The organism is Nonomuraea sp. KM88 (assembly GCF_052245635.1).
Classification (GTDB): domain Bacteria; phylum Actinomycetota; class Actinomycetes; order Streptosporangiales; family Streptosporangiaceae; genus Nonomuraea.
Genome location: NZ_JBQQCC010000001.1, coordinates 670,464 through 692,141 on the forward strand (window position 1 = coordinate 670,464; position 21,678 = coordinate 692,141).

Sequence of the window (21,678 nt, forward strand, 5' to 3'; positions counted from 1 at the left end):
CGCCGTACTCTCCCCGCAGAGAGCCGGGAGGTACGGTGAACGACTTCGACCCCGAGGACCTGGAACGCATCACCGCGCGGGCGGAGGAGATGCTGGCCCGCGTCGAGGAGCTGAGGAGCGAGATCGACGTGGCGGTCGGCCACGGCGCGGCGGCGGACGGCCAGGTGCGCGTGACGGTCGGCGCCTCGGGCCGCCTGACGGAGGTCGAGCTGGCGCCGCGCGCCATGCGCATGGACAGCCGGCGGCTGGCCGAGGCGATGTTGCGGGCCGCGCAGGAGGCCCAGGACGACGTGGCGCGGAAGGTGGAGGCGGTCATGGCGGGCACGCTCGGCTCCGACCTCCCCGACGAGCATTTCAACGATCTGCTGGAGTCGTACGAGGCGTCGATGGAGGAGCAGCTCCGCGCGCTGGAGGACCGGCAGCGCGACGCGCGCTGAGCGACATTTCCAGGTTGTTTGAAGGGACGGAACACGGTACGAGCCCGCCCCTAGTGTGTCCGCGGACACGTATGTGCGGAATCTCGCGGGATGTGAACAAGTGGCCATGAGGTGGCGTAGCGCGGCAGGGCGGCGCGCGGCGGGAGTCGTCGCGTCGGCGCTCGTCGCCGTGCTGGTGGGTGCCGGCCTGTTCCTGGGCACGGGCGTGTCGAGCGCCCGGCCGGAGCTCTCCGACGTGGGGGCCTGGCTGGCCAGCGCGCTCAACGGCGAGGTCGTGCACGCCAACGGCCTGTCCGGGCAGGTGGACGGCCGGGTCGACCTCGCCTCCGCCGAGGGCGACGCGCTCAAGGTGGTGCAGGACGGCGACAACGTGCTCGTCGTCGACGAGACCACGGGCAAGGTCAGCCGCATCGACTCCACCCAGCTGGAGGTCGCCCAGACCGGCAAGCTGAGCGCCGCCGGGACGGAGGTCGTGATGGCGGCCGGCAAGGCGTACGCCGTCGACCCGCGCGGCGGCACCGTCCAGCAGCTCGACCCGCTCACCGTGGCCACGATCGGCACGGCGATCAGCCTCGAGCCGCCGCTCGGGCAGGCGGGCATCGACAGGAACGGCACGCTCTGGGTGCCCGTCCCCGAGGAGGGCACGCTCGTCCAGGTCGACGGCGCCCAGAAGGGCAAGGCCGCGAAGGTCGGCGAGCCGGGTGACCCGCTCACGCTGACGATCGCGAACGGCGTGCCGCTGGTCACCAACTCCGCCGCCGCCTCCGCCATGGTGATCGGCTCCACCGGCACCCGGCTCCAGGTCAGCCTGCCCAGCACCGTCACCGACGCGGGCACCGCCGGCCTGCTGGTGCCCGCCGTCGCCGAGAGCGACATCGTGCCCGTCCTCGCGCCGGCGCAGGGCGCGCTCGTCCTGGTGAACACCTCCAGCGGCGCCCTCACGACCGTCGCGGTGAAGGGCGGCAAGCTCGGCCCGCCGCAGGCGCTCGGCCGGCGGATCTACATCCCGAACGAGAGCACGGGCCGGCTCATCGTGTACGACACCGTGGCCAAGAAGTTCGAGCCGGAGAAGGTCGTCACGGGCAAGGCGGGGCCGCTGGAGGTGTTCGTCAAGGACGGGCTGCTCTGGGTGAACGACCAGTTCAGCGAGACCGCCCTGGTCATCGAGAAGGACGGCAGCGGCCGCCGGGTCGGCAAGTACGACGAGGCGCTCGGCCAGAAGGACACGCCCACGCCCCTGCCGATCCCCACCTACACGCCCACGGCGGCGCAGCCGACCCGGTCGGCCGAGCAGCCCACGGGCACGCCGACGTCGGTTCCGACCAGGTCGGGGACGGCGCAGGCGACCGTGACCGTCACCGCCACCCCGACCCCGACCTCGACCCCGACCTCCAGGCCGACCCCCACCGAGACCACCGCGACGCCGACCCCGACGCCCACGCCGACCCCGACGCGCACCCCCGACCCTCCGAGGTCGGTCACGGCCGACTCGGGGCCCGGCTGGATGGAGGTCGTCTTCACGCCCTCCGGCCAGGGCGAGGTCACCGGCTACTCGCTGAAGGGGGCGCCTCCCGGCGCGGACGTCACCCCGGCCGAGGCCGGGCCGGACGGCCCCTTCCAATTCCGCATCACCGGCGGCCGGTGCGACCAGGAGTACACGTTCAGGGTCGCCGCCGAGTACGACGGCGGCGAGGCGGTGTCCGAGCCGTCGATCCCCGTACGTCCCTGCGTCGCGCCCGGCAGGCCGGCCGGCTTCACCGCCAAGGGCAAGAACCACGGCGCCGACCTGACCTGGTCGGCTCCGGAGAACGCCAGGGACGGCGGCGTCACGTACACGCTGGAAGGCCCCGGCGACCATCCGGCCGAGCCCGGCGGCACCGGCGCCGAGGTCACCGGGCTCAAGAACGGCCAGTCCTACACGTGGACGCTGCGGGCGAGGAACGAAGCGGGCGAGAGCCAGGAACGCGCGGAGGCGACCGCCGACCTGCGGCCGCCGCCCGCCCAGTTCCGCAACGCCAACAACGACCACAGGAACACGCTCATCCGGCCGGGACCGGGCCCGGGCGGCGAGGCGGGGCGCATCCCCAAGGGCGAGTACATCACCATGACCGTCGTCTGCCAGCAGAGAGGCGCCTCCTACACCGACACCGACACCGGCATGAGCAGCAACGTCTGGAACAAGGTCGAGTCCAGCAGGGGCAGCGGCTGGCTGAACGACGTGCTGATGGACACCCCGAAGGGGGGCTTCCCCGCCGCCCCGCTCTGGGAGTGCGAGTGATCACGAGGGCGGGCTGGGGCCTGGCCGCCGCCTCGGCGCTGGTCTACGCCGTGGGGGCGCCGTTCGGGTACGCCCAGGCGGCGGTCCTGGCGGTGGCCGGGATCGCCGCCGTGGGCGCGGGCGCGCTGTGGACGCTCAGGGGCGCCGGCCTCGACGTGCGGCGGGAGGTGACCCCGGCGAAGGTGGCGCGCGGCGAGCCGGCCGTGGCGATCCTGCACGTACGCAACACCGGCCGGTGGCGGCACGCGGGGCTGGTGGCCCGCGACACCTGCCGGGGCACGGCGGTGGCCGTGGAGGTGCCCGCGCTGGCCCGCGACACGGCGCGGACGGTGTCGTACCGGCTGCCCACCCGGCGGCGCGGCGAGACCCCCGTCGGGCCCCTGCGCCTGGACCGCACCGACCCGTTCGGCCTGGCCCGCCGCTCCGTCGCGTACGGGCGCCCCGACCTGCTGCTCGTCCGGCCGCGTACGGTGCCGCTCCGGCCGCCGGCCTCGGGGCGGCGGCGCCACCTGGACGGCCTGGCCTCCCGGTCGGCGCCGAACGGCGCGGCCGGCTTCAACGGGCTGCGCGACTATGTGGTCGGCGACGACCTGCGCCACGTGCACTGGCGCTCCACGGCCCGCACCGGCGTGCTCATGGTCAAGGAACTGAACGACGTCAACCTGCCCAGCGCCGTGACCGTCCTCGACACCCGGCACTCCGCGTACGAGGGGGACGACGAGTTCGAGCTGGCCGTCGACATCGCGGCGTCGGTGGCGTGCGCGGTGACCCGCGACCGTTTCCCCGTGCGCCTGTTCACGGGGGCGGGCGAGCTGCTGCACGCCAAGGGCTCCCCCAGAGAGGCGGAGGAGGTGCTCGACCGGCTCGCGCTGGTGGAGCGCGAGCCGCGGGCCGAGCCGCCCGTGCAGGCCCTGCGCCGCGCCGGCTCCGGCGGGGCGCTGGTGCTGGTCAGCGGCACGTACGCGGCGCTGGCCGACGCGGCGGCGGTGCGGCGGCGCTTCGACCGGGTGGTGTTCGTCCGCGTCGGGGATCCGCGCGACGGCGGGCCGCCGGCCGCGGCGGGGGTGACCGTCCTCGAAGCCGGCGACCTCGACGAGCTGGCGGCCGCATGGCCACGCTGACCACCCCGCCACGGACGTCCTCCGCCCCCGACGCGGCACCGGCCCCGGCGGCCGCCGGATCGCCCGCGCGCAGGGCGGGGTCGGCGGTCGTCGTGGCGCTGCTCGTGGCGACGGCCGGGCTGGCGTTCGACGGGGTGTTCCCGCCGGCCGCGCTGCTCCCCGTCGTCGCCCTGGCCGCCGTGGCGCCGTGCATGCTGTCGCTGCTGCTGTCCGGGCGGTTGCCGCTGTGGGGCACGATCCCGGTGAACGTGCTGGCCTGGCTGGTGGCCGTGTCGGCGACGCTCTACCGGGCGGAGGCGTGGCTCGGGGTCGTGCCCGGCCCGGCCGGTGCGCGGGCCGCGCTGCTCGGCGTGCGCGACGCGACCGGCTGGCTGCTGACCACCATCCTTCCCGCCGCCCCGGACAGCCCGGCGATCGTGCTGGTCAGCTTCCTGGTGTGGGCGGGCACGACGGCAGGGTGCGAGCTCGCGCTGCGGTCCGGGGCCGTCCTGCTGCCCGCCGTGGCCGCGCTGCCCGTGCTCGCCGTCGCCGTCGTGCTCGGCGTCGCGGGGACCGGCTCCGTGGTGCCGTACGCGGCCGTGTTCGCCGGGGTCGCGCTGCTGCTCGCGTTGGTCAGGGCGGGCCGGCCGGCGTGGACCTGCGCGGTGGGCGTGCTGCTGGTGGCCTGCCTGGTGCCGGCCGCCGTCGTGACGGCGCCCGTCCTGCCCATGGCGGATCGCCCGTACGACGTGCGCCGGCTCGTCGAACAGCCCCCGCCGCGCCCGATCTCCGGCGTGAGCGCCCTCGACCAGGTGTCGGCGTGGCTGCAGCACCCCCAGCGCGAGCTGTTCACCGTCAGCACCGACTCCGACGCCAACCTGCGGCTGGCCGTCCTCGACACGTTCGACGGCGTCACCTGGGCGTCGAACGCCGGGTTCGTCCCCACGGGCGGGCGCGTGCCCGGCCAGGACGGCGCCCGCGACACCGTACGCCAGCGGCTCACCCTGCAGCGGCTGCCCGGCCCGTGGTTGCCCGCGGCCGACCGTCCCCTGCTGGCCAAGGGGGCCGGCATCGTGGTCGACCCGGCCACCGGCATGCTGGCCAGCGCGCAGGCGGGGGAGGGCATGACGTACGAGGTGACGTCGGGGGTCCGCCGCTACGTCTCCGGCGAGCTGCGGAACGTGACCCCGCTCGCCGACCCCGCCCTGGTCAGCCTGCCGGACGGCCCCGGCGGAAGCACGCCACCGCAGCGCGCACGGTTCGCCGAGATCGCCCACCGCGCCACGGCCGGGGCGCAGGGCCCGGCCCAGCAGGCCGCGCGGCTGGCGACCTACCTGCGCGAGCACGCCGAGAACGACGTCACCGCGCCGCCCGGGCACGGTTACCGGGCCATCGAGTTCTTCCTGACCGAGTCGCGCAGGGGGACGACCGAGCAGTTCGCCGCGTCGTTCGCGCTGCTGGCCCGCTCGATCGGCCTGCCCAGCAGGATCGTCGTCGGCTTCCGCCCCGGCAGGGCCGCCGAGGGCGGCGTGCGGCAGGTGCGCGGCGGGGACGTGCTCGCCTGGGCCGAGGTCGGGTTCGAGGGGATCGGATGGGTGCCGTTCTACCCGACGCCCTCGCGTACGCGCTCGGGCCAGGGCGGCGACGTGGCGGAGGGCACGCCGAAGCAGGCCAAGGAGATCGAGCAGGCGATCAACAGCGACGCCTCGGAACCCGAGCCGACGCCGACGGCGGCCGGACGGCCCACCCCGGCGCCGACCCCGGAGCCCGCGGAGCGGGACTCCCCGGCCGGGCCGCTCGTCTGGGTGGCGGTGGCGGCAGGCGTGGTACTTGCGTACCTGCTGGCCGTCGCCGTCGTACCGCCTCTGCGGCGGATGCGCCGCCGCCGCGGCTCCTCACCCGCGGCCCGGGTGACTGGCGCGTGGCGGGAAACCGTGTTCCGGCTGCGCGGAGCCGGGATCCCGCGCTCCGGCGCGTTGACGGCGCGCGAGGTGGCCGTACGGGCCGAGTCCGTGCTGGGGGAGCCGGCGCGGGAGCCGCTGACGGCGCTCGCCGACCTGGCGAACCTCGCGACGTTCGGTGACGCGCCCGTGGACGAAGCCGACGCCGACCTGGCCTGGCGGCACTGCGCGGAGGTCGACCGGCTGGTCAGGAAGCGGCCCTGGCTGCCGGGCCGGCTCGCCCGCCGCCTGTCTCCCCGATCCCTGCTCGGCTGAGGCTGCCGGCGGGGCGGTGGAGCGCCGTCAGGATGGGGGCGGGGTGGCCGGGGGGAGCACGATGGGAGGCTGGGTCTCGTCGTCATGCCCGCGCGGGTCCGCCTCCGTGGCCCCGCGGATGCACAGCGCCGGCGACCAGGCGACGGACGAGGGCTGGCCGAGGGCGACCACGGCGCCGACCTTGAAGCAGTAGCCGGTGGCCGGGTCGAGGCCGCCGACGGTGTACGTGCCGGCGTCGCCGGTCGCCGACATCAGGCGATCGCCAGGGGCCTGCTGCACGACCGTGGGGTAGCCGCTCTTGCGCACCGCCCTCCAGGCCAGCGTCACCGTGGTGCCGTTGTCGGCGACCACCTTGAGGCTTTTCGGACGATACCTGGCGGCGTCCTTCGGGTCGGTGACCGGCCGGTCGGCGGGCGGCGACGTCGCCGGGCGTGACCGCGCGCGCGACTCCTCCGGCTGCGAGGTCCGGCCCGGCTGTGCGTCCGGATGGGAGGTCTGCGGGACGGCCGACGGTTGCCGGTCGGCCCGAGGCGGGGTGACGGGGTCCGGGTCGCCGGGGGCGGTGGCGGCCACGCGCTGCCGCTGCTGCACCTCGGTGCCGGAGCCGCCGCTCATGGCCAGGGCCACGCTGCCCACGCCCACGAGCACGGCCAGCGCCGACGCGCCCGCCACGAACAGCGGAGCCCTCCTGCCGGCGGGCTGCTCCTGCGGGGGCGCCTCCTCCGAGGGGACGTCGGGAGGCGGCGGCAGGAAAGGCTGAGGACCGGCGGGCGGCCTCACCTGCGAGCGGTCGTGGTCCACCGTCCAGACCAGCTCGCGGGGGGCCGAGCGCTCGAACCTCTCCGGGGCCTCCTCACCATCCGCCGCCACGGCGTACGGCCGGTCGGCGGGGCGGCGGGGCAGCGGCAGGTCCAGCCCCGGACCGGACGGGCCCCCGCTGAGCGGCGCCCCGGCACCTCCGGCGGGCGCGGGCGGAGGGCCGGGGGCCGGGGCGGACGCGGGCGCTCGTCCCGTGGCGCCGACGGTGAAGGCGGCCAGGTCCGTGGCGGCCGGGCGGGCGGCGGGGTCCTTGGACATCGCCTTGGCCAGGAGATCCGCCAGCTCGCGCGGCACCCCGGCGGGAAGCGGCGCAGGGCTCTCCGTCAGCACCCCGAGCGTGAACTTGGCCGTGCTCGCCGGCCCGTCCAGCGGGAACGCGGGCCGCCCCGCGAGCAGCTCGTACACCATCGACCCGAGCGCGTACACGTCGGACGCGGGCGAAGGCGCGCGGCCCTCGAGCTCCTCCGGCGAAGCGTGCACCGAGGGCACGGTCCCGTCGGGCAGCTCCACGATGGACATCAGCGCGGACATGGCGAACCCCGTGAGTGCCACCCCGCCGGGTGTCACGATGACGTTCTCCTGCTTGACGCGCCCGTGCACGCCGCCCACCGCGTGGGTGGCCGCGAGCGCGCCCGCCACCGACCGCAGCAGCCCCGCCGCCTGGGCGGGCGGCATCGGCAGGCTCCGTCCGGGCCGCTCGGCCAGCGTGAGACCCTCGTGCACCGGCGTCACGAGGTACGGCCGCCCGTCCCCGGTCGCCCCGACCTCCAGCACCGGGATGACGCCCGCGTGGGCGGCCAGCGCCTCGGGGAAGCCGAATCCGCGGACGATCCGCTTGAGCGCCCGCCTGTCCACCCGATGGCAGGCGAGCGTCCTGACCAGCACGTCGGCCCCGGCCGCCGCGGGCCGCGCCAGGTGCACGGCCCAGGGGCCGTCCTGGCCGGCCCGCTCCAGCAGCCGGTAGCCGCGGACGCGCTCGGTGATCACCGTCATGCGATCACGGACGGGCCGCCCATGTCATCGGTCTCGAAGGCCTCGTCCTCCACCAGCGGGAACGTGGCGCGTTCCCGATCCCGCCCCTGGCCGCCCTGCCCGGCGCCGCCCATCATGGGCGGGATCATGCCCATCGGCATGCCGGCCGCCCCGGCCCGCCCGCCGGCCGGGGGCGGCGCCGTCGTGCTCCCGAGCTGCGTGGCGGGGGCGCTGCCGGAGGGCGCGCTCGGCCCCGTGGCGGGGGTGCTCCCGAGGTTCTGGGGCGAGGTCTGCGGTACCGCGGACAGGTCCGTCGGGGAGGGGGTCTGGGGCAGGTCCGGCGACCTGATCTCGGGGGTCTTCAGGTCCGGAGTCCTGAGGTCGGGGTTCCGGGCGGCGTCCTGCAGTGACGGGTCCTGCAGTGACGGGTCCTTGAGCGACGGATCCTGCTGTGACGGATCCTGCTGTGACGGATCCTGCTGTGACGGATCCTGCAGGGACGGATCCTGCAGGGACGGGTCCTTGAGCGACGGGTCCCGCAGGGACGGGTCGTCGAGGCCGGGGACGTCCGGGCCGCCCAGCCCGGGCGTGCCGCCGAGACCGGGCGACTCGTACGGCGAGCCCAGACCCGAGTACGGGCCCCCGATCGACCCCAGGCCCGGCTGCTGGCCGAACGGGCCGTACTCGCCGGTCATGCCGGTCTGCGGCGCCCTGGACCGCTGCTCGACGTAATCGCCCATGGCGTTGTACGCCTCGCCCATGAAGCGGTTGAGCTGCCGCAGGTGGTGCCGGGCGAGGGCGTGGGCGTTGGTGTCGGTGCCGAAGAAGTCGCCGACCGAGTCGTCGAGCCCGACGCCCCCCGTCCTCGGCACGTTGTCGTGGAACCAGGGGAGCACCTCCTCGCCGTACCAGCGGAGGGGCTCGCCGACGGACCGGGCGGCGAAGGCGATGCGCGCGAGGTCCTTCTGCAGCTCGCCGACGGTCTTGAAGACCTGCTCCAGGGTCTCGCCGCCGAGCGTCTCCGCGATGGACCCGGCCTGCTTGTGCAGCAGTTCCACGGACTCCTCGCACATGTCGGCGATCGCCTTGTACTGCCGGCCCGCCTCGGCGACCCGGTCCGGCTCGGTGCTCTGGATGAGCGCGGAGACACCGTCGCTGCTCTCCGCGTCGCCGTTGCCGTCGCCGCCGACGGGCATCGTGTCCTCGATCTGCGGCGCCCTGGTGTCCTTGAGCGGTTCGACGTAGTAGTCGGTCATCGTCCCCTCGTCGCTGCGCGGGATCAGCCGCCGGTGGCGGCCTGGTCGGCGTTCTTGGCGGTCTTGACGGTCTCGTCGAGCGCCTGCAGCACGGCGGCGTACACCGAGTAGACGCGCTCGACGGCCGAGCCCAGCGTGAGCTGCGCCCTGTCGGTGGTCGCCTTGAAGTCGGCGGCGGCCTGCCAGGCGCCGAGGTCGCGCTCGCTGAGCGCGGCGAGGGTGAGGCGCACCTTGAGGCTCTGCCCGCCCGTCTCGCCCTGCAGGCGTTCGAGATCGCGCCGGAGCTGTTCCACCGGGGAGGTCGGCAGCGTCCTCCCGGAGGCGGGGTCCTCGTAGGCGCCGACCTCGATGAAGAGCTCGTCCTTCGCCGTGCCCGGGTCGATGCGGTTGCGGGCGAGCAGGTCGGCGTACTCCTGCTGGGCCGGAGGGGCGGGCGGCTCGGCGGGGTAGTCGCCGTTGCGGCGGAAGTGGATGTGGTCGGCGTACGCCTCCTCGACGTTGCCGGGGCCCTCGGTCCGCTCCGTGGTGAGCCCGGTTTTGGGGGAGGTGTAGCTGTGCACGTCACGCTGCTCGGCCGACAGGCCCAGGCCCGCCCTGGGGTCGCCGTGCGCGTCGCCGCCCTCGGCCTGAGGTGTCCCCACTGTTCACTCTCCACGTCGACGAACCTGCCGACACCTGCCTATCCCGGGCCCGACCTGGCAAGGCCTTATTTCAAGATATTTATAAGAGAGTGACCACAAAACGGAAATATCGCCAGACTCCGTACTGTGCCATTTCCCTGGACCGGCGCCACGGCCATCGGCCTGGCACTCGCCCTCAGCCCCACCCCCTCGCCCGCCCCCACCCCCGCGACCACTCCCGTCGTGCGCTGCGAACCCGAGCCAGGCGTGGCGGAGGTCACCGGCGAGCCGTGGCCGCAGCAGCGGCTGCGGTTCGAGCGGGTGTGGCGGCTCACCAGGGGCGAAGGCGTGACGGTGGCCGTGGTCGACAGCGGCGTGGACGCCACGCACCCCCAGCTGTCCGGAGTGGTCGTCCGGCAGGAGGATCTCACCGGCACCGACAGGCGCGACTGCGTCGGCCACGGCACGGCCGTCGCCGGGATCATCGCCGGACGTGACCTCACCTCGCGCGGCGTGCCCGTGATGGGGGTCGCGCCCGACGCGAGAATCCTGTCGATCAAGCAGACGGAGGGACGCTCCGGCGACGTGGCGAGGCTGGCCAGGGGCATCCGGCGGGCCGCCGACCTCGGCGCCGACGTGATCAACGTGTCCGTGCAGGCCCAGGACCACCCGGACCTGAAGGCGGCCGTGACGTACGCGCAGGACAAAGACGCGGTGATCGTGGCGGCCGCGGGCAACGTCAAGCAGGACGACGGCGCCGTCGCGGCGGCCTACCCGGCGGAGTATCCCGGAGTGATCGCGGTTGGCTCGGCCTCGCCCGACGGCGCGAAGTCGGAGTTCTCCAACGGCGTGACCCGCATCTCGGTCACCGCCCCGGGAGCCGGGATCACCAGCGCCTGGACCGGCGGCGGCTACCGTACGGAACTGGACGGCACCAGCTTCGCCGCCCCGTTCGTGTCCGGCGTGGTCGCGCTGGTCAGAGCCAGGTACCCCGAACTCGACCACTGGCAGATCAAGCGCAGGCTGGAGCGCACGGCCGAGGGCGGAGGCGCGGCGGGCACCGGAGCCGGCCTGATCAACCCGCTGCTGGCGGTCACCTCGGTGACCCCGCCCACCGGGGAAAGGGCCGCCGCGCCGCCGATCGTGCTGGCCAGAGCGCCGGTGCCGGACGCCCGCAAGCAGGCCATCGCCATCGGGATCGCCGCGAGCGCGCTCGGCGCCACCACGCTGGTGGTCTTCCTGGCGCTGATGCTGCCCAGAGCCCGTCGCCGGGGCTGGCGCGCGGGGAACGCGCGGGGAGCACAGTGACACTTACAGGAAAGTTGAAAGGGTGGCCCGCCTCGTCCGCCCCAACTTACGTTGATCGGAAAGTACGGGAACCCGGTCGATTTCCGGGCCACGAGACCGAGAGGTGCACGTGCCAGAGCCCACACGTTATGAGGCGGGCAGCCAGCACAGCGCCGCAGAACGCGCGCTGATCGCCCACCAGAACATCATGCAGATCCACAACCGGCTCACCCAGATCCCGGCGACGCTCGGCGGCGCCTGGCAGGGCCAGTCGGCGACCGTTTTCACGCAGGTGCTCAACGAGTGGAACCCGCAGTTCAAGAGGGTCATCGACGCGCTGCACACGATCGCGGAGAACCTGAAGGGCTCGGGCATCCAGTACGACGAGGCCAACACCAACGCGAGCGACGTCGCAGCCCGGCTCAAGGCCGCGCTGAGCGCCGGCCAAGTCTGACGAACGGAGAATCACCATGACCGGTGGCGGAGAGATCATCCTCGCGAACTTCGACGAGATGGATGAGATCGCGGCGGAGCTGGGCCGGGCCTACGCGAACCTGACCGGCGAGCTGACCGACCTGGAAAGCGACCTGAAGATCCTGGAGACCTGGGACGGCGCCGCCAAGGACGTCTACCTGGCGGCCAAGAGCGAGTGGAACAGCGCGGTGGTGTCCATGGGAGACACCATGCAGCGTTTCAGTCCCGCGCTGCAGGACGCGACGCAGATCATGCGGGACGCCGAGCACGCCAACATGCGCCGCTGGGGCACCTGAGCCACGGTGGACGAGCCGCTCATCGACCCGGCCACCGCGGGTGACACGGTGAGGTGCAAGCCTGAGGTGCTCCTCGACGTGGCCGGCAAACTGACCAGGGAGCTGCTGCCCCGGCTGGAGGCGGCCAAGCACCAGGTGCCCGATCTCTCCCCGGCGGCTCCCGGCGACTGGGACATCGCCCAGGGGTACGCCGGCACGGTGGTCCGGGCCAGGGTGGCCACCTGCGACTCGCTCGACTTCGTCATGGAGCAGGTCCAGCGGGTCGTCGACGACCTGGCGGAGACCGCTGGCACCGTGCTGGACGCCGACCAGCGGGCCGGCGCGGCGCCGGGCAAGGAATAGAGGAAACGCGTTGCCGGAACCGAAGCCGATCAGGAACGGCTGCCTCCAGGGCGGGAACGTCCACGGGTACGGCGGGCGCGAGGAGATCCGGCGGATGGTCATGGGGACCAGGCCGGAGGAGTTCGGGCCCGTCGCGGACGCCTACAGGGCGGCCTCCGAGCTGCTCACCACCACGATCACGACGCTGGGAGACAGCGCGGCCCGCCTGGTGGCCGACGGCAGCTGGGGCGGGGAGTCGGCCAGGGCCATGCTCGCCCGGATGAAGCGGCTCCAGACGTACCTGCAGGCGCTGCGGGACGGCGTCGACGGCGTGCCGCCCTCGCTCGATCTGGTGAGCCGCGAGCTGGTCTCGGCCAAGGAACGCTACGACCAGGCCACGGAGCAGCGCACGTACTGGGTGGAGGCCAGTGGCATGGGGGCGGGGCAGTCGATGCCGGCCAACGATCCCGACGCCGACGCGCGGGAGTTCATGACGAAGCTGAACGGCGCCTACCACCAGGCGCACACGGCTCTGCCGGAGCGGCTGCCCTGGGACGCCGAACTGGCTTCGCCGGCGCCGTACCTGCCGCCTTCCCAGCAGGTGGCGACGCCGTTGCGGAGCGGTGACCACGGGGTCCCGCCGTACGAGGGCGCGGGGCGGGCCGCCACCGACCTGGCCGCGACGCCGGGCTCCCGGCCCGCGCCCGCCGGTTCGCCGGCGGGCCACCCGGGCGGCGGGCCGGTGCCGGGCAGCACCGGTGGCGGGCCGCCGGCGAACGCGGGCGCGCCGTACGCCGCCCCCACCACGACGGCGGCCTGGGCGGGCGCCGCGCGGCCGGGCACGGCGGCTCCGGCGGTCGCCCGCCAGGACGGACGCCAGGCGGGACACCCGCCCGCGTTCGGCACGCCCCCGCCCGTCACGGCCTCCGTGCCCGCGCTCAGGCGCGACGGCGGGCCGTCCCCTGCCACGGGCCACGATCCGTCCGCCACCGGGGACCCGGCGCGGGCCAGGAGCGTCGCGGCCGAGACCGGCCCCTCCGTGCGGCCGGGCACCGTGCCGGTCGTGGGCGCCACCCCGCCGGCGATCCGGGCACCCGTGGCCGGAGGCGAGGCGGGCGTCACGGCGGGCGGCGGAGTGCCGTTCATGCCCATGGGCGGAGCGGTCCCGCAGGACGGGCGGGCCGGCCGCCGCTCGCTCGCGCCGAAGGGCGACGACGACTTCTTCCGGCCGGCGATCGACGGCGGCCCTCCGGTGGTGGGGTGAGAGCATGAGCCAGGACTCGGTCGCGGCCCAGGTGGAGTCCATCCGCGCGATGGGCCGGAACATGGCCGCCGCGCCCATGCACGACCTGGAGGAGATGAGCCGGGCCATCGGGCAGGTCGAGCTCACCTCCGGGGCGTACGGCGCCTTCGGGCTGCTCGGCGGGTCGCTCGGGCAGGCCCTGGACGACGTCAAGGCGGCCGCGCGCGGATACCTGTCGGCCAAGCGCGACCAGGTGGCCGACATCCACGACAAGGCGTACAGCACCGCCAACGGCTACACGGACGGCGACGCGAGCGCCGCCCGGCTGGCCGCCGGCATGCCGGCCGGCCCGCGATCCCAGACCCAGCCCGGCACCCAGGCGTGAAAGCGAGACCCCGTGCTTGAACAACCGTGGTCGGTCATCGAGGGCTCGGCCATGGCGATGACCGGCTCGACGCTCCTGGGCTGGAACCGCGCCCGCCACGCCACGCTGATCCTGCCCCTCATGTACGGCGACACCGCCCAGCAGCAGGCGGCGGCCGACGGGTGGGAGCGGCTGGCCGCGGCGCTGGAGCGGCACCCCGGCGTGGTGGACTCCTCCACCCGCGGCGTCGAGTGGTCCGCCCGCAGCGCCGAGCTGTACAAGAACACCGTGCTGGCCTACTCCGACGACGCCGCCCAGAAGGTCGCCTCGCCGAGGGCGACGGCCGACACCCTGCGCGTCACCGCCAACGTGTACGACGTCCTCGGCAAGGCCGTCTTCGCCACTGGCGCGGGCATCCTCGCGGCGGGCGTGATGCACAGGGTCGCCACGGTGAACCCGTTCACCAGGGTGGCCGCCGAGGTGGCCGCCACCGGGTTCGGCCGCAGGGCGGACCACCAGGCCGCGACGATCGCGGCCAGGGCGAGAACGTTCGCCGAGGGCGGCAAGGGCGTGCTCGGCAAGGTGGCGCAGAAGCTGGCGGGGATGTCTCCGGCCAAGCAGGCGCTGGTGGGCGGCACGGTCGCGGTGACCGCCGGGACGATGGGGCAGTCGGCGGTCGCGGGCCGGCTCAGCGACACCCGGCTGGAGACCTCACCGCAGGTGACCACGGGCCTGCCCGGATCCGCGGAAACCGCGGGTCTGCCCGGGTTCACGGGGACGGGTCTGCCTGGATCTACGGGGAGCGCGGGTCTGCCCGGATCCGGGACTGAGCATCAGACCGGGCCCGCGGAGAGCGCATGATGGCACGGGAAAGGATGACGGGGTGATGGCGGCGTTCGACGAGGAGGCCATCGACCGGCTGGTGGCGGAGGCGCAGCGGCCCGCCGCCGAGATGGACGAGCTCTACCAGCAGGTGCTCGCCGTCAAGGGCATCGCGCGCGACCAGGCCAAGCTGGTGACGGTCGAGTGCTCCGCGCGGGGCGTCACGGGCCTCGACATCGACCCGCGCGCCATGCGGTGGGGCTCGCAGCGGCTCTCCGAGACGATCCTGGCCCTGATCGCCGAGGCGCTGGCCGACATGGAGGCCAGATCGGCCGAGCTGCTCGGCGACGTCCTGGGGGAGGGCCCGCTCGACCTGGCCGCCGAGGCCAACCCCGCCGACCTGCGCATGAGGGAGGCGCGGGAGGCGTACGAGGCCGCAATGGACCAGGCGACGGCCGAGCTGGCCCGCATCCAGCGCGATCTCGACGGCTGAGCCCTAGCGGACACCGAGCCTCCGAGCCCTCAGGGGATCCCTCAGCCCAGGTAGGCGGTCTGGATGAGTTTCTCGCCCGACCGCCGGTCCACGTAGAGGCCGCGCCCCACCGGGAGCTTGCGCGGCCGTACGTTGCCGAACAGCTGGCCCTCGTCCCTGGGCCCCGACAGCAGCACGGCCGGCGAGTTCATCTCCTTCAGCCGCCGCACGACCGGGTCGAGCATGCTGCGTCCCGCCCCGCCCATGGCCCGTGCCAGCACCACGTGCAGGCCGATGTCCCTGGCCTGGGGCAGCAGGTCGCCGAGCACGGTGAGCGGGTTGCCGGAGGTGGCCACGAGGTCGTAGTCGTCCACGATCACGTACAGGTCCTGCCCGGTCCACCAGCTGCGCGTCCGCAGCTGCTCCGAGGTGAGGTCCGGCGGCGGCAGGCGCGTCTGCAGCACCTCCTGCACGCCTTTCAGCAGGGTGGCGGCGGCGGTGCTGGAGGCGGCGTAGCCGATGCGGTGCTCGGTGTCGGTGGCGTCGAGGAGCGTGCGCCGGTAGTCGATGACGACGAACCGCGCCCGCATGGGTGTGTGCGTGCTCGCGATGCCGCCGGCGATCAGGCGCAGCAGGTTGGTCTTGCCGCTCTCGGTGTCGCCGAACACCACGAAGTGCGGGTCGGCGTCGAAGTCCAGCGACACCGGCGCCAGGGCGGCCTCGTCGATCCCGATCGGCACGCGGGCTCCGTCCGCGGCCGGGTCTCCGGTGCCGCGCGGGAGCGTGTGCGCGGGCAGCAGGGAGGGCAGCAGGCGCACGGGCGGGGCCGGGTGGTCGTGCCAGGCGGCCGCCGCGGCCTCGACGAGGCCGCTCACCCCGTCGGACAGGTCGTCCACGGTGGAGCGGCCGTCGATGCGCGGCAGCGCGGCGAGGAAGTGCAGCGCCTCGCGGGTGAGCCCGCGCCCCGGAGCCCGCTCGGGCACGTTGGCGGCCGCCTTGCGGTCGATCTCGGAGTCGAACGTGTCGCCGAGCCGCAGCTCCAGCCGGGTGCCGAGCAGGTCGCGGACGGAGGCGCGGAACTCCATCCACCGGTTGGCGGTGCCGGCGACGTGGATGCCGAAGCCGAGACCGCGGGTGACCAGGTCGGCGAGGTCGGGTTCGAGCTGCTCGTACTCCTGGCGCACGATCGCCCAGCCGTCCACCACGAGGAACACGTCCCCCCGGCCGTCACCCTCGTAGGCGCCCGAGGCGACCATCCGCCGGTAGGTGGCCATGGAGTCGATCCCGCGCTCCACGAACAGCTGCTCGCGGCGGTCGAGCAGCGTCCTCATCTCGGCCACCGTCCTGCGCACCGCGTCGGCGTCGAGCCGGGTGGCGACGCCGCCCACGTGCGGCAGCCCGGACAGCGCCGACAGCGTGCCGCCGCCGAAGTCCAGGCAGTAGAACTGCACCTCCTTGGGCGTGTGCGTGAGCGCGAGCGAGGTGATCAGCGTGCGCAGCAGCGTGCTCTTGCCGGTCTGCGGCGCGCCGACGACGGCGACGTTGCCCGCCGCCCCCGACAGATCCAGCCAGTACGGGTCCCGCCGCTGGTCGAACGGGCTGTCCACGATGCCGGCCACGGCGTGCAGCCGCCCAGGCCGCTCCTGCCCGGTGCCCGCCGCGGTGAGCCCGTGCCCGGGGGTGGCCTGGATGGGCGGCAGCAGCCGGTCGAGCGAGGCGGGCTCCTTGAGCGGCGGCAGCCAGATCCGGTGCGCCGCGGGCCCCTGGCCGGTCAGCCGCCCGACCACGATGTCCAGCAGGCTGTCCTGCTTGCCCTGCTTCTCCGCGTCGTCCTCGGGCGGGGGCGTCTCGGCCACCGGCGGCATGGGCACCCGCTCGGGGCCGTACCAGACGATCTTCCCGCGGTGGCCGGAGCGTGCCGACACGGTCTGCCTGCGCGCCGCGTCCGCCCGGTGCGGCCCCGACACGTACGCGGCCTTGAACCGCGTCATGCCGGTGGTCTCGAACATGAGGTAGGCGTTGCCCGGCTCGGGCGGCAGCGAGTACGCGTCCGCCACCCCGAGCACGGCCCGGCTCTCGGCCGCCGAGAAGGTGCGCAACCCGATCCGGTACGACAGGTGCGTGTCCAGCCCGCGCAGCCGCCCCGCCTCCAGCCGCTGCGAGGCCAGCAGCAGGTGCACGCCCAGCGACCGGCCGAGCCGGCCGATCATCACGAACAGCTCGACGAACTCCGGTTTGGCCGTCAGCAGCTCGCTGAACTCGTCCAGCACGATGAACAACGTCGGCAGCGGCCGCAGGTCGGCGCCCTGCTCGCGGGCCTGCTCGTAGTCGCGCAGGGAGGCGTGGTTGCCGGCCGCGCGCAGCAGCTCCTGGCGGCGCACCATCTCGCCGTGGAGCGCGTCGTGCATGCGGTCGACCAGGGGCAGCTCGTCCTCCAGGTTGGTGATGACGGCCGAGACGTGCGGCAGCGCGTCGAGGCCGAGGAAGGTGGCGCCGCCCTTGAAGTCGACGAGCACGAAGTTCAGCGTCTCGGACGAGTGCGTGATCGCCAGCGCCAGCACCAGCGTGCGCAGCAGCTCCGACTTGCCCGAGCCGGTCGCGCCGACCACCAGCCCGTGCGGTCCCATGCCGCCCTGGGCGGCCTCCTTGATGTCGAGCTCGACCGGCCGCCCGTCGGCGCCGAGCCCGATCGGGACCCGCAGCCTGTTCCTGACCGGCCGGGGCTGCCAGGTGGACGCGGGCGACAACCGCCACGCGTCGCCGATCCTGAGCAGGTCGGTGAGGGTCGTGTTCGTGGCGAACACGTCCTGCTGCTCCTCCTTGCCGGCGGAGCCCGCGCGCATCGGCGCGAGCTGCCTGACCAGGGCGGCGAACGCGGGCCGCGCCATCCGGTCGGGCCGGCCGAGCCCCGACCGGAGCTCCTTGCCGAGCTCGTCCTCGACGACCCTGACCACCTCGTCGGGGCCGACCTCGAGGTGCAGGGTGAGCTGCGCGGGCGCTTGCGGGGCCGCCCCGCCGAGGTCGATGACGGTGACGCCCTCGATGACGTCCAGGGCGAGCTGGCTGCCCGCGGGCACCGTGCCGCCGTCCACCACCACGACGTGGTAGGGCAGCGCGTCCGGCGCGAGCCCCTTGCTGAACCGGGGCCGGTCCTTCAGCTCGAACCCCAGCAGGGCGTCCAGCTCGCCGAGGTCGCGCACGACCAGCCGTACCGGGCCGGCGCCGTCCTCCTCGGTCGGGTGCAGGGCGTGCGGCAGCCACTTGACCGGCTCCCATTCGGTGGCCCGTTCCCCTCCGGCGCACACCGAGATCCGCAGCTCTTCTGGCGAGTGCAGGGCGGCGGCCTGCGCCAGCGCGGCGCGGACGAGGTCGCGCCCGGCATCCGGATCCCCGCTGATCGTGATCCTGGCGAACGAGTGCAGCGCCAGCGCGACGGGCAGCCCCGGCACGGTGGCGTGCGTGCGCACGAAGCGGCGCAGCGCTCCCGCCGTCATCGGGTCGAGGTCCTCGATCGGCTTGGTCTCGGGCGGGATCATCGGCAGCGTCAGCCGCTGCGCCGAGGTGGCGATCCTGATCTGGGCGAAGTCGTCGTCGCGGGGCCGCCGCTCCCACAACCGGCTGGTCATCACCAGAGACCAGAGCGCCGCGGGGTCGGGGTGGTTCCAGGTCATGGCCCGGTGCTGCTGCGCGGCGGCGCCGCGGACCCGTTTCCTGACCTGCTCCAGGTAGCGGTAGTAGTCGCGGCGCTGGCCGTTGAGCTGGTTCTTGCGCTCACCGGCGTTGCGCATCATCTGGCCCACGGTCATGCCGATCATGGAGACCGCGAACAGGCCGCTGGACACCATCATGATCGGGTTTCCGGTGCCGCCGCCGGTGACCATCAGCGCCATCGCCCCGGCCCCCGCGATCATGGGCAGGTACGTCAGCAGTTGCGTCAGCCCGCCGCCGGTGATGGTTTCCGGGATTTCGGGGGGCGATTCAAGCAGCACCTCGCCGCCAGGAGGCTCGGGCGGCGTGCGCCGCTCGGGTCTGCGAACCACGATCAGGCTGCCACTCATCAGAGCCCATAAAAGCCGCCGACAAAGCGTTATATGCGATATTTCAAAATTCCTCGATGTTTTTAGCGCGCCGCGTGCGATGTCCGATCCATAAACTCGTCCGGGTGAGTGCCACCGGAACCGACCTGTGCCGGGTCACCGTCGTGACCCCGCGCGGATTCCTGGACCTGGGCCTGCCGCCTGACATGCCGCTCGGCAACCTGCTGCCCACCCTCCTGCGCATCGCGGGGGAGGGGCTCGCCGAGGCGGGCCTGGCCCATGGCGGCTGGGTGCTCCAGCGGCTCGGCGGCCCGCCGTTCGACCTGAACGCCACGCTGTCCGAGCTGGTCGTACGCGACGGCGAGCTGCTGCACCTGCGCCCGCGCGGGCACGAGCTGCCGGAGATCGTCTTCGACGACGTGGCCGACGCCGTGGCGACGGGCGTGCTGGAGCGCACCGGCCGTTGGCAGCCGGCCACCACCAGGTCCTACGGGCTGCGCGCCGCCGCCGCCCTGCTCGGCACGGGCGCCGCCGCGCTGCTCGCGACCGGACCGCCCTGGGCGCCCGCGGCCCTGGTGGCGGGGGTGGTCGCGCTGGTCCTGCTGATGGTCGCGGCGGCGCTGTCGCGGGCACTCGGCGACGCGCGGTCGGGCGCGGTCATCGGCTACGCGGCCCTCCCGTACGGGTTCGTCGCCGGGCTGCTCGGACCGGCCACGGACGGCGCCATCCTCCAGCCCGCCAACCTGCTGTCCGCCTCCGGCGTGGTGCTGATGCTGGCCACGGCGACCGGGTTCGCCGTCGCCGACGGTCTGCCGGCGTTCCTGGGCGTGGCCGCCGCCGCGCTCTGCGGGCTGCTCGCCTCGGGGCTGGTCATGGGCTTCGACCTGGCCGCGGCCGGGGTGGCTGCGGTGCTGGCCGCCCTCGTGGTGGGGCTGACGACGGCGATCCCGTCCCTGTCGTTCCGGCTGGCGGGCATGCCGCTGCCCGCCCTGCCGACGACGGCGGAGGAGCTGCGGCGCGAGGGCGGTGACCTGGACGGCGAGCTGGTGATCGACAAGACGGTGGCCGCCGACCGGTTCTGCGGCGGGCTGCTCGGCGGAGTGGCGCTCGTCGTGCTCGGCGCCCAGGTGCTGCTGGTCCTTGACGGCTCCTGGGCCGCGATCGCGCTGAGCGTGGTGTTGCCGACGTCGATGGTCATGCGGGCCCGCGTCTTCGAGGGCCGCGGCCAGCGGAGCCGGCTGCTGACCACGGCCGTGCTCGGCGTGGCGCTGGCCGCCTCGGGAGCCGTGCTCGGGGCGGCGGACGAGGTGGTGCGCTACGGGATCGTCCCCGGGCTGGTGGTGCTCGCCCTGGGCGTGGCGGGCACGGCGCTGTGGCTCACGGCCGGGAAGCCGTCCCCGTTCTGGGGCCGGGTGGGCGACATCGCCGACATCCTGCTGATGATCGCGCTGATCCCGCTGGCGCTGGCCGTGCTCGACCTGTACGAGACCATCCGCGGCCTGGTCGGCTAGTTCCTGTCGCCGACCACGTCGTCCAGGCTCATGTCGCCGCCGGGCGTCCTGACCCGCCAGTCGAAGGACCGCGTGGCCTCCGGCAGCGGCTCGCCCTGCTCGGGCCGGGTGAACGTGCCCGCCTTCGCCGTGTCGATCGCCGCCTCGGTGAAGTCGATCGCCGCGCCGCCGTCCGGCCGCATGAACGCGAGCTGCACGGCGGCCGAGCCACCGATCCCCGCCGCGACACCGCTCAGCACGTCCTTGAGCCCGAGCGAGCCGAGGAAACGCTGGAGCTGCCCGGTCGACGCGGCCAGCGCGGCGCTCGCCTGGGCGCCCGTCCTGCGCGTCGCGATCCTGGCCGCCACCCGGGTCTGCGGGGCCAGGGCGAGCACCTGCAGCGCGGCCAGCCGCAGGTACGTCTCCTGCGCGATCTTGAGCGCCGCTCCCCAGTAGACGAGGAAACCGTCGCCGATGTCGTCGACGTGCCCGGCCACCCACTGCACGTTGGTGCGGAAGGCGTCGAGGTGCGTCCGCAGCACGGCGGCCGCGTCGGCGAACGCCTTCTGGTCCTCGGCGATCCACTTCTGCCCCGAGGCGTTGATCACGCCGGTGAGCGCATTGTTGGCGCCCTTGTCGAGCCGGCCGCCCACGCCCGTCTGGAGGTTGGCGGCGGCCGTCCAGATGGCCGGCACGTTCGCCACGGCCGGGGCGGTGGCCAGCAGGCCGATGAGGACGGACGGCTCCAGCCGGGCGGACCTGCGCAGGACGGCCCGCACGGTCTCGGGGTCGGGCGGTTCCTTGCGCGAGGGGCGCAGCGGGGAGCCGTCCCTGGCCAGGCCGGCGACCCTGCGGGTCACGGCCGGCTCGCCCGCCGGACGGCGAGTTCCTCGGCGACCCGCCAGTTGTCCTCGGCGAAGCGCAGGTGCTCGCCCTCCCACGTCCTCAGCACGCCGAGCGCCGCTTCCGTGTCACGGACGAACGCGTCGATGAGCGAGCGGTAGAGGGCGCCGGCCGTCCACTCGCCCAGCGCCCCCCAGCCGGGGAGGTCCAGCGCCCTGTTCTCCTCGAGGATCTGGCGGATCTCCGCGAAGAGCGGCAGCAGGTCCTCCCTGAGGTCGCGCCGGACTTCGCCGATCGCGTCGGGAGTGATGAAGACGGTGTGCTGATTCAC

General features: G+C 74.3%; 19 protein-coding genes. 13 read left to right on the forward strand and 6 right to left on the reverse strand.

Features of this window, described 5'->3' with window-relative positions:
• Positions 1-35: 35 nt before the first annotated feature.
• The 4 genes from ACTWPV_RS03150 to ACTWPV_RS03165 all read left to right on the forward strand — a co-directional run bounded on the left by ACTWPV_RS03150 (position 36) and on the right by ACTWPV_RS03165 (position 6,031).
• Positions 36-437: a YbaB/EbfC family nucleoid-associated protein gene (locus tag ACTWPV_RS03150; protein WP_347641969.1), complete on the forward strand. Its 402-nt coding sequence runs from the start codon at positions 36-38 to the stop codon at positions 435-437.
• Between the two features lie 106 nt (positions 438-543).
• Positions 544-2,715, forward strand: a complete 2,172-nt coding sequence (locus tag ACTWPV_RS03155; protein ID WP_443150512.1) for a hypothetical protein — start codon at positions 544-546, stop codon at positions 2,713-2,715.
• Positions 2,712-3,836, forward strand: a complete 1,125-nt coding sequence (locus ACTWPV_RS03160) for a DUF58 domain-containing protein (RefSeq protein ID WP_443150513.1) — start codon at positions 2,712-2,714, stop codon at positions 3,834-3,836. Before ACTWPV_RS03155 ends, ACTWPV_RS03160 begins: the two co-directional genes overlap by 4 nt.
• Entirely contained in the window at positions 3,824-6,031 is a 2,208-nt protein-coding gene (locus ACTWPV_RS03165; protein ID WP_443150514.1) for a DUF3488 and transglutaminase-like domain-containing protein, read from the forward strand. Before ACTWPV_RS03160 ends, ACTWPV_RS03165 begins: the two co-directional genes overlap by 13 nt.
• A 27-nt stretch (positions 6,032-6,058) precedes the next feature.
• Here the strand turns inward: ACTWPV_RS03165 and ACTWPV_RS03170 are convergent, their stop codons facing one another.
• Genes ACTWPV_RS03170 through ACTWPV_RS03180 form a run of 3 tightly spaced genes read right to left on the reverse strand, consistent with a single transcriptional unit; the run spans position 6,059 to position 9,719 of the window.
• Complete coding sequence (locus ACTWPV_RS03170) at positions 6,059-7,843, reverse strand: protein kinase domain-containing protein (RefSeq protein WP_443150515.1); 1,785 nt, start codon at positions 7,841-7,843, stop codon at positions 6,059-6,061.
• Positions 7,840-9,078 (reverse strand): hypothetical protein, encoded by a 1,239-nt coding sequence (locus ACTWPV_RS03175; RefSeq protein WP_443150516.1) that lies wholly within the window; start codon positions 9,076-9,078, stop codon positions 7,840-7,842. Before ACTWPV_RS03175 ends, ACTWPV_RS03170 begins: the two co-directional genes overlap by 4 nt.
• Positions 9,079-9,101: 23 nt before the next feature.
• Positions 9,102-9,719: a hypothetical protein gene (locus tag ACTWPV_RS03180; protein ID WP_347641975.1), complete on the reverse strand. Its 618-nt coding sequence runs from the start codon at positions 9,717-9,719 to the stop codon at positions 9,102-9,104.
• A 126-nt stretch (positions 9,720-9,845) separates the two neighbouring features.
• Here ACTWPV_RS03180 and mycP point away from each other — a divergent pair, with 126 nt between their 5' ends.
• The 8 genes from mycP to ACTWPV_RS03220 all read left to right on the forward strand — a co-directional run bounded on the left by mycP (position 9,846) and on the right by ACTWPV_RS03220 (position 14,998).
• The gene (mycP, locus tag ACTWPV_RS03185) at positions 9,846-11,006 is read left to right on the forward strand and encodes a type VII secretion-associated serine protease mycosin (RefSeq protein ID WP_443150517.1); all 1,161 of its coding nucleotides are present in this window, start codon (positions 9,846-9,848) and stop codon (positions 11,004-11,006) included.
• Positions 11,007-11,115: 109 nt separating this feature from the next.
• Positions 11,116-11,439 (forward strand): WXG100 family type VII secretion target, encoded by a 324-nt coding sequence (locus tag ACTWPV_RS03190; RefSeq protein ID WP_347641977.1) that lies wholly within the window; start codon positions 11,116-11,118, stop codon positions 11,437-11,439.
• Positions 11,440-11,455: 16 nt separating this feature from the next.
• Positions 11,456-11,755: a WXG100 family type VII secretion target gene (locus tag ACTWPV_RS03195; protein WP_347622416.1), complete on the forward strand. Its 300-nt coding sequence runs from the start codon at positions 11,456-11,458 to the stop codon at positions 11,753-11,755.
• A gap of 6 nt (positions 11,756-11,761) precedes the next feature.
• Complete coding sequence (locus ACTWPV_RS03200) at positions 11,762-12,097, forward strand: hypothetical protein (protein WP_347641978.1); 336 nt, start codon at positions 11,762-11,764, stop codon at positions 12,095-12,097.
• 10 nt (positions 12,098-12,107) lie between these two features.
• Complete coding sequence (locus ACTWPV_RS03205) at positions 12,108-13,340, forward strand: hypothetical protein (protein WP_443150518.1); 1,233 nt, start codon at positions 12,108-12,110, stop codon at positions 13,338-13,340.
• A gap of 4 nt (positions 13,341-13,344) precedes the next feature.
• Positions 13,345-13,704 carry a hypothetical protein gene (locus tag ACTWPV_RS03210; protein ID WP_347641980.1) on the forward strand — a complete coding sequence of 120 codons (360 nt, stop codon included), beginning with the start codon at positions 13,345-13,347 and terminating at the stop codon, positions 13,702-13,704.
• A gap of 12 nt (positions 13,705-13,716) precedes the next feature.
• Positions 13,717-14,544 (forward strand): hypothetical protein, encoded by an 828-nt coding sequence (locus tag ACTWPV_RS03215; RefSeq protein ID WP_443150519.1) that lies wholly within the window; start codon positions 13,717-13,719, stop codon positions 14,542-14,544.
• A 25-nt stretch (positions 14,545-14,569) separates the two neighbouring features.
• The gene (locus ACTWPV_RS03220) at positions 14,570-14,998 is read left to right on the forward strand and encodes a YbaB/EbfC family nucleoid-associated protein (protein ID WP_347641982.1); all 429 of its coding nucleotides are present in this window, start codon (positions 14,570-14,572) and stop codon (positions 14,996-14,998) included.
• A gap of 41 nt (positions 14,999-15,039) precedes the next feature.
• Here the strand turns inward: ACTWPV_RS03220 and eccCa are convergent, their stop codons facing one another.
• A complete protein-coding gene (gene eccCa, locus ACTWPV_RS03225; protein WP_443150520.1) occupies positions 15,040-19,035 on the reverse strand; it encodes a type VII secretion protein EccCa in 3,996 nt (1,331 codons plus the stop codon).
• Positions 19,036-19,139: 104 nt separating this feature from the next.
• Between eccCa and eccD the strand changes: the two genes are divergently transcribed.
• Complete coding sequence (eccD, locus tag ACTWPV_RS03230; RefSeq protein ID WP_443150521.1) at positions 19,140-20,525, forward strand: type VII secretion integral membrane protein EccD; 1,386 nt, start codon at positions 19,140-19,142, stop codon at positions 20,523-20,525.
• On the opposite strand, the gene ACTWPV_RS03235 is transcribed toward eccD, so the two are convergent.
• Together ACTWPV_RS03235 and ACTWPV_RS03240 are read right to left on the reverse strand one after the other, a co-directional pair.
• Positions 20,522-21,364 (reverse strand): hypothetical protein, encoded by an 843-nt coding sequence (locus ACTWPV_RS03235; RefSeq protein WP_443150522.1) that lies wholly within the window; start codon positions 21,362-21,364, stop codon positions 20,522-20,524. The genes eccD and ACTWPV_RS03235 overlap by 4 nt on opposite strands.
• Entirely contained in the window at positions 21,361-21,678 is a 318-nt protein-coding gene (locus ACTWPV_RS03240; RefSeq protein ID WP_443150523.1) for a hypothetical protein, read from the reverse strand. The genes ACTWPV_RS03235 and ACTWPV_RS03240 overlap by 4 nt, the downstream gene beginning before the upstream one ends.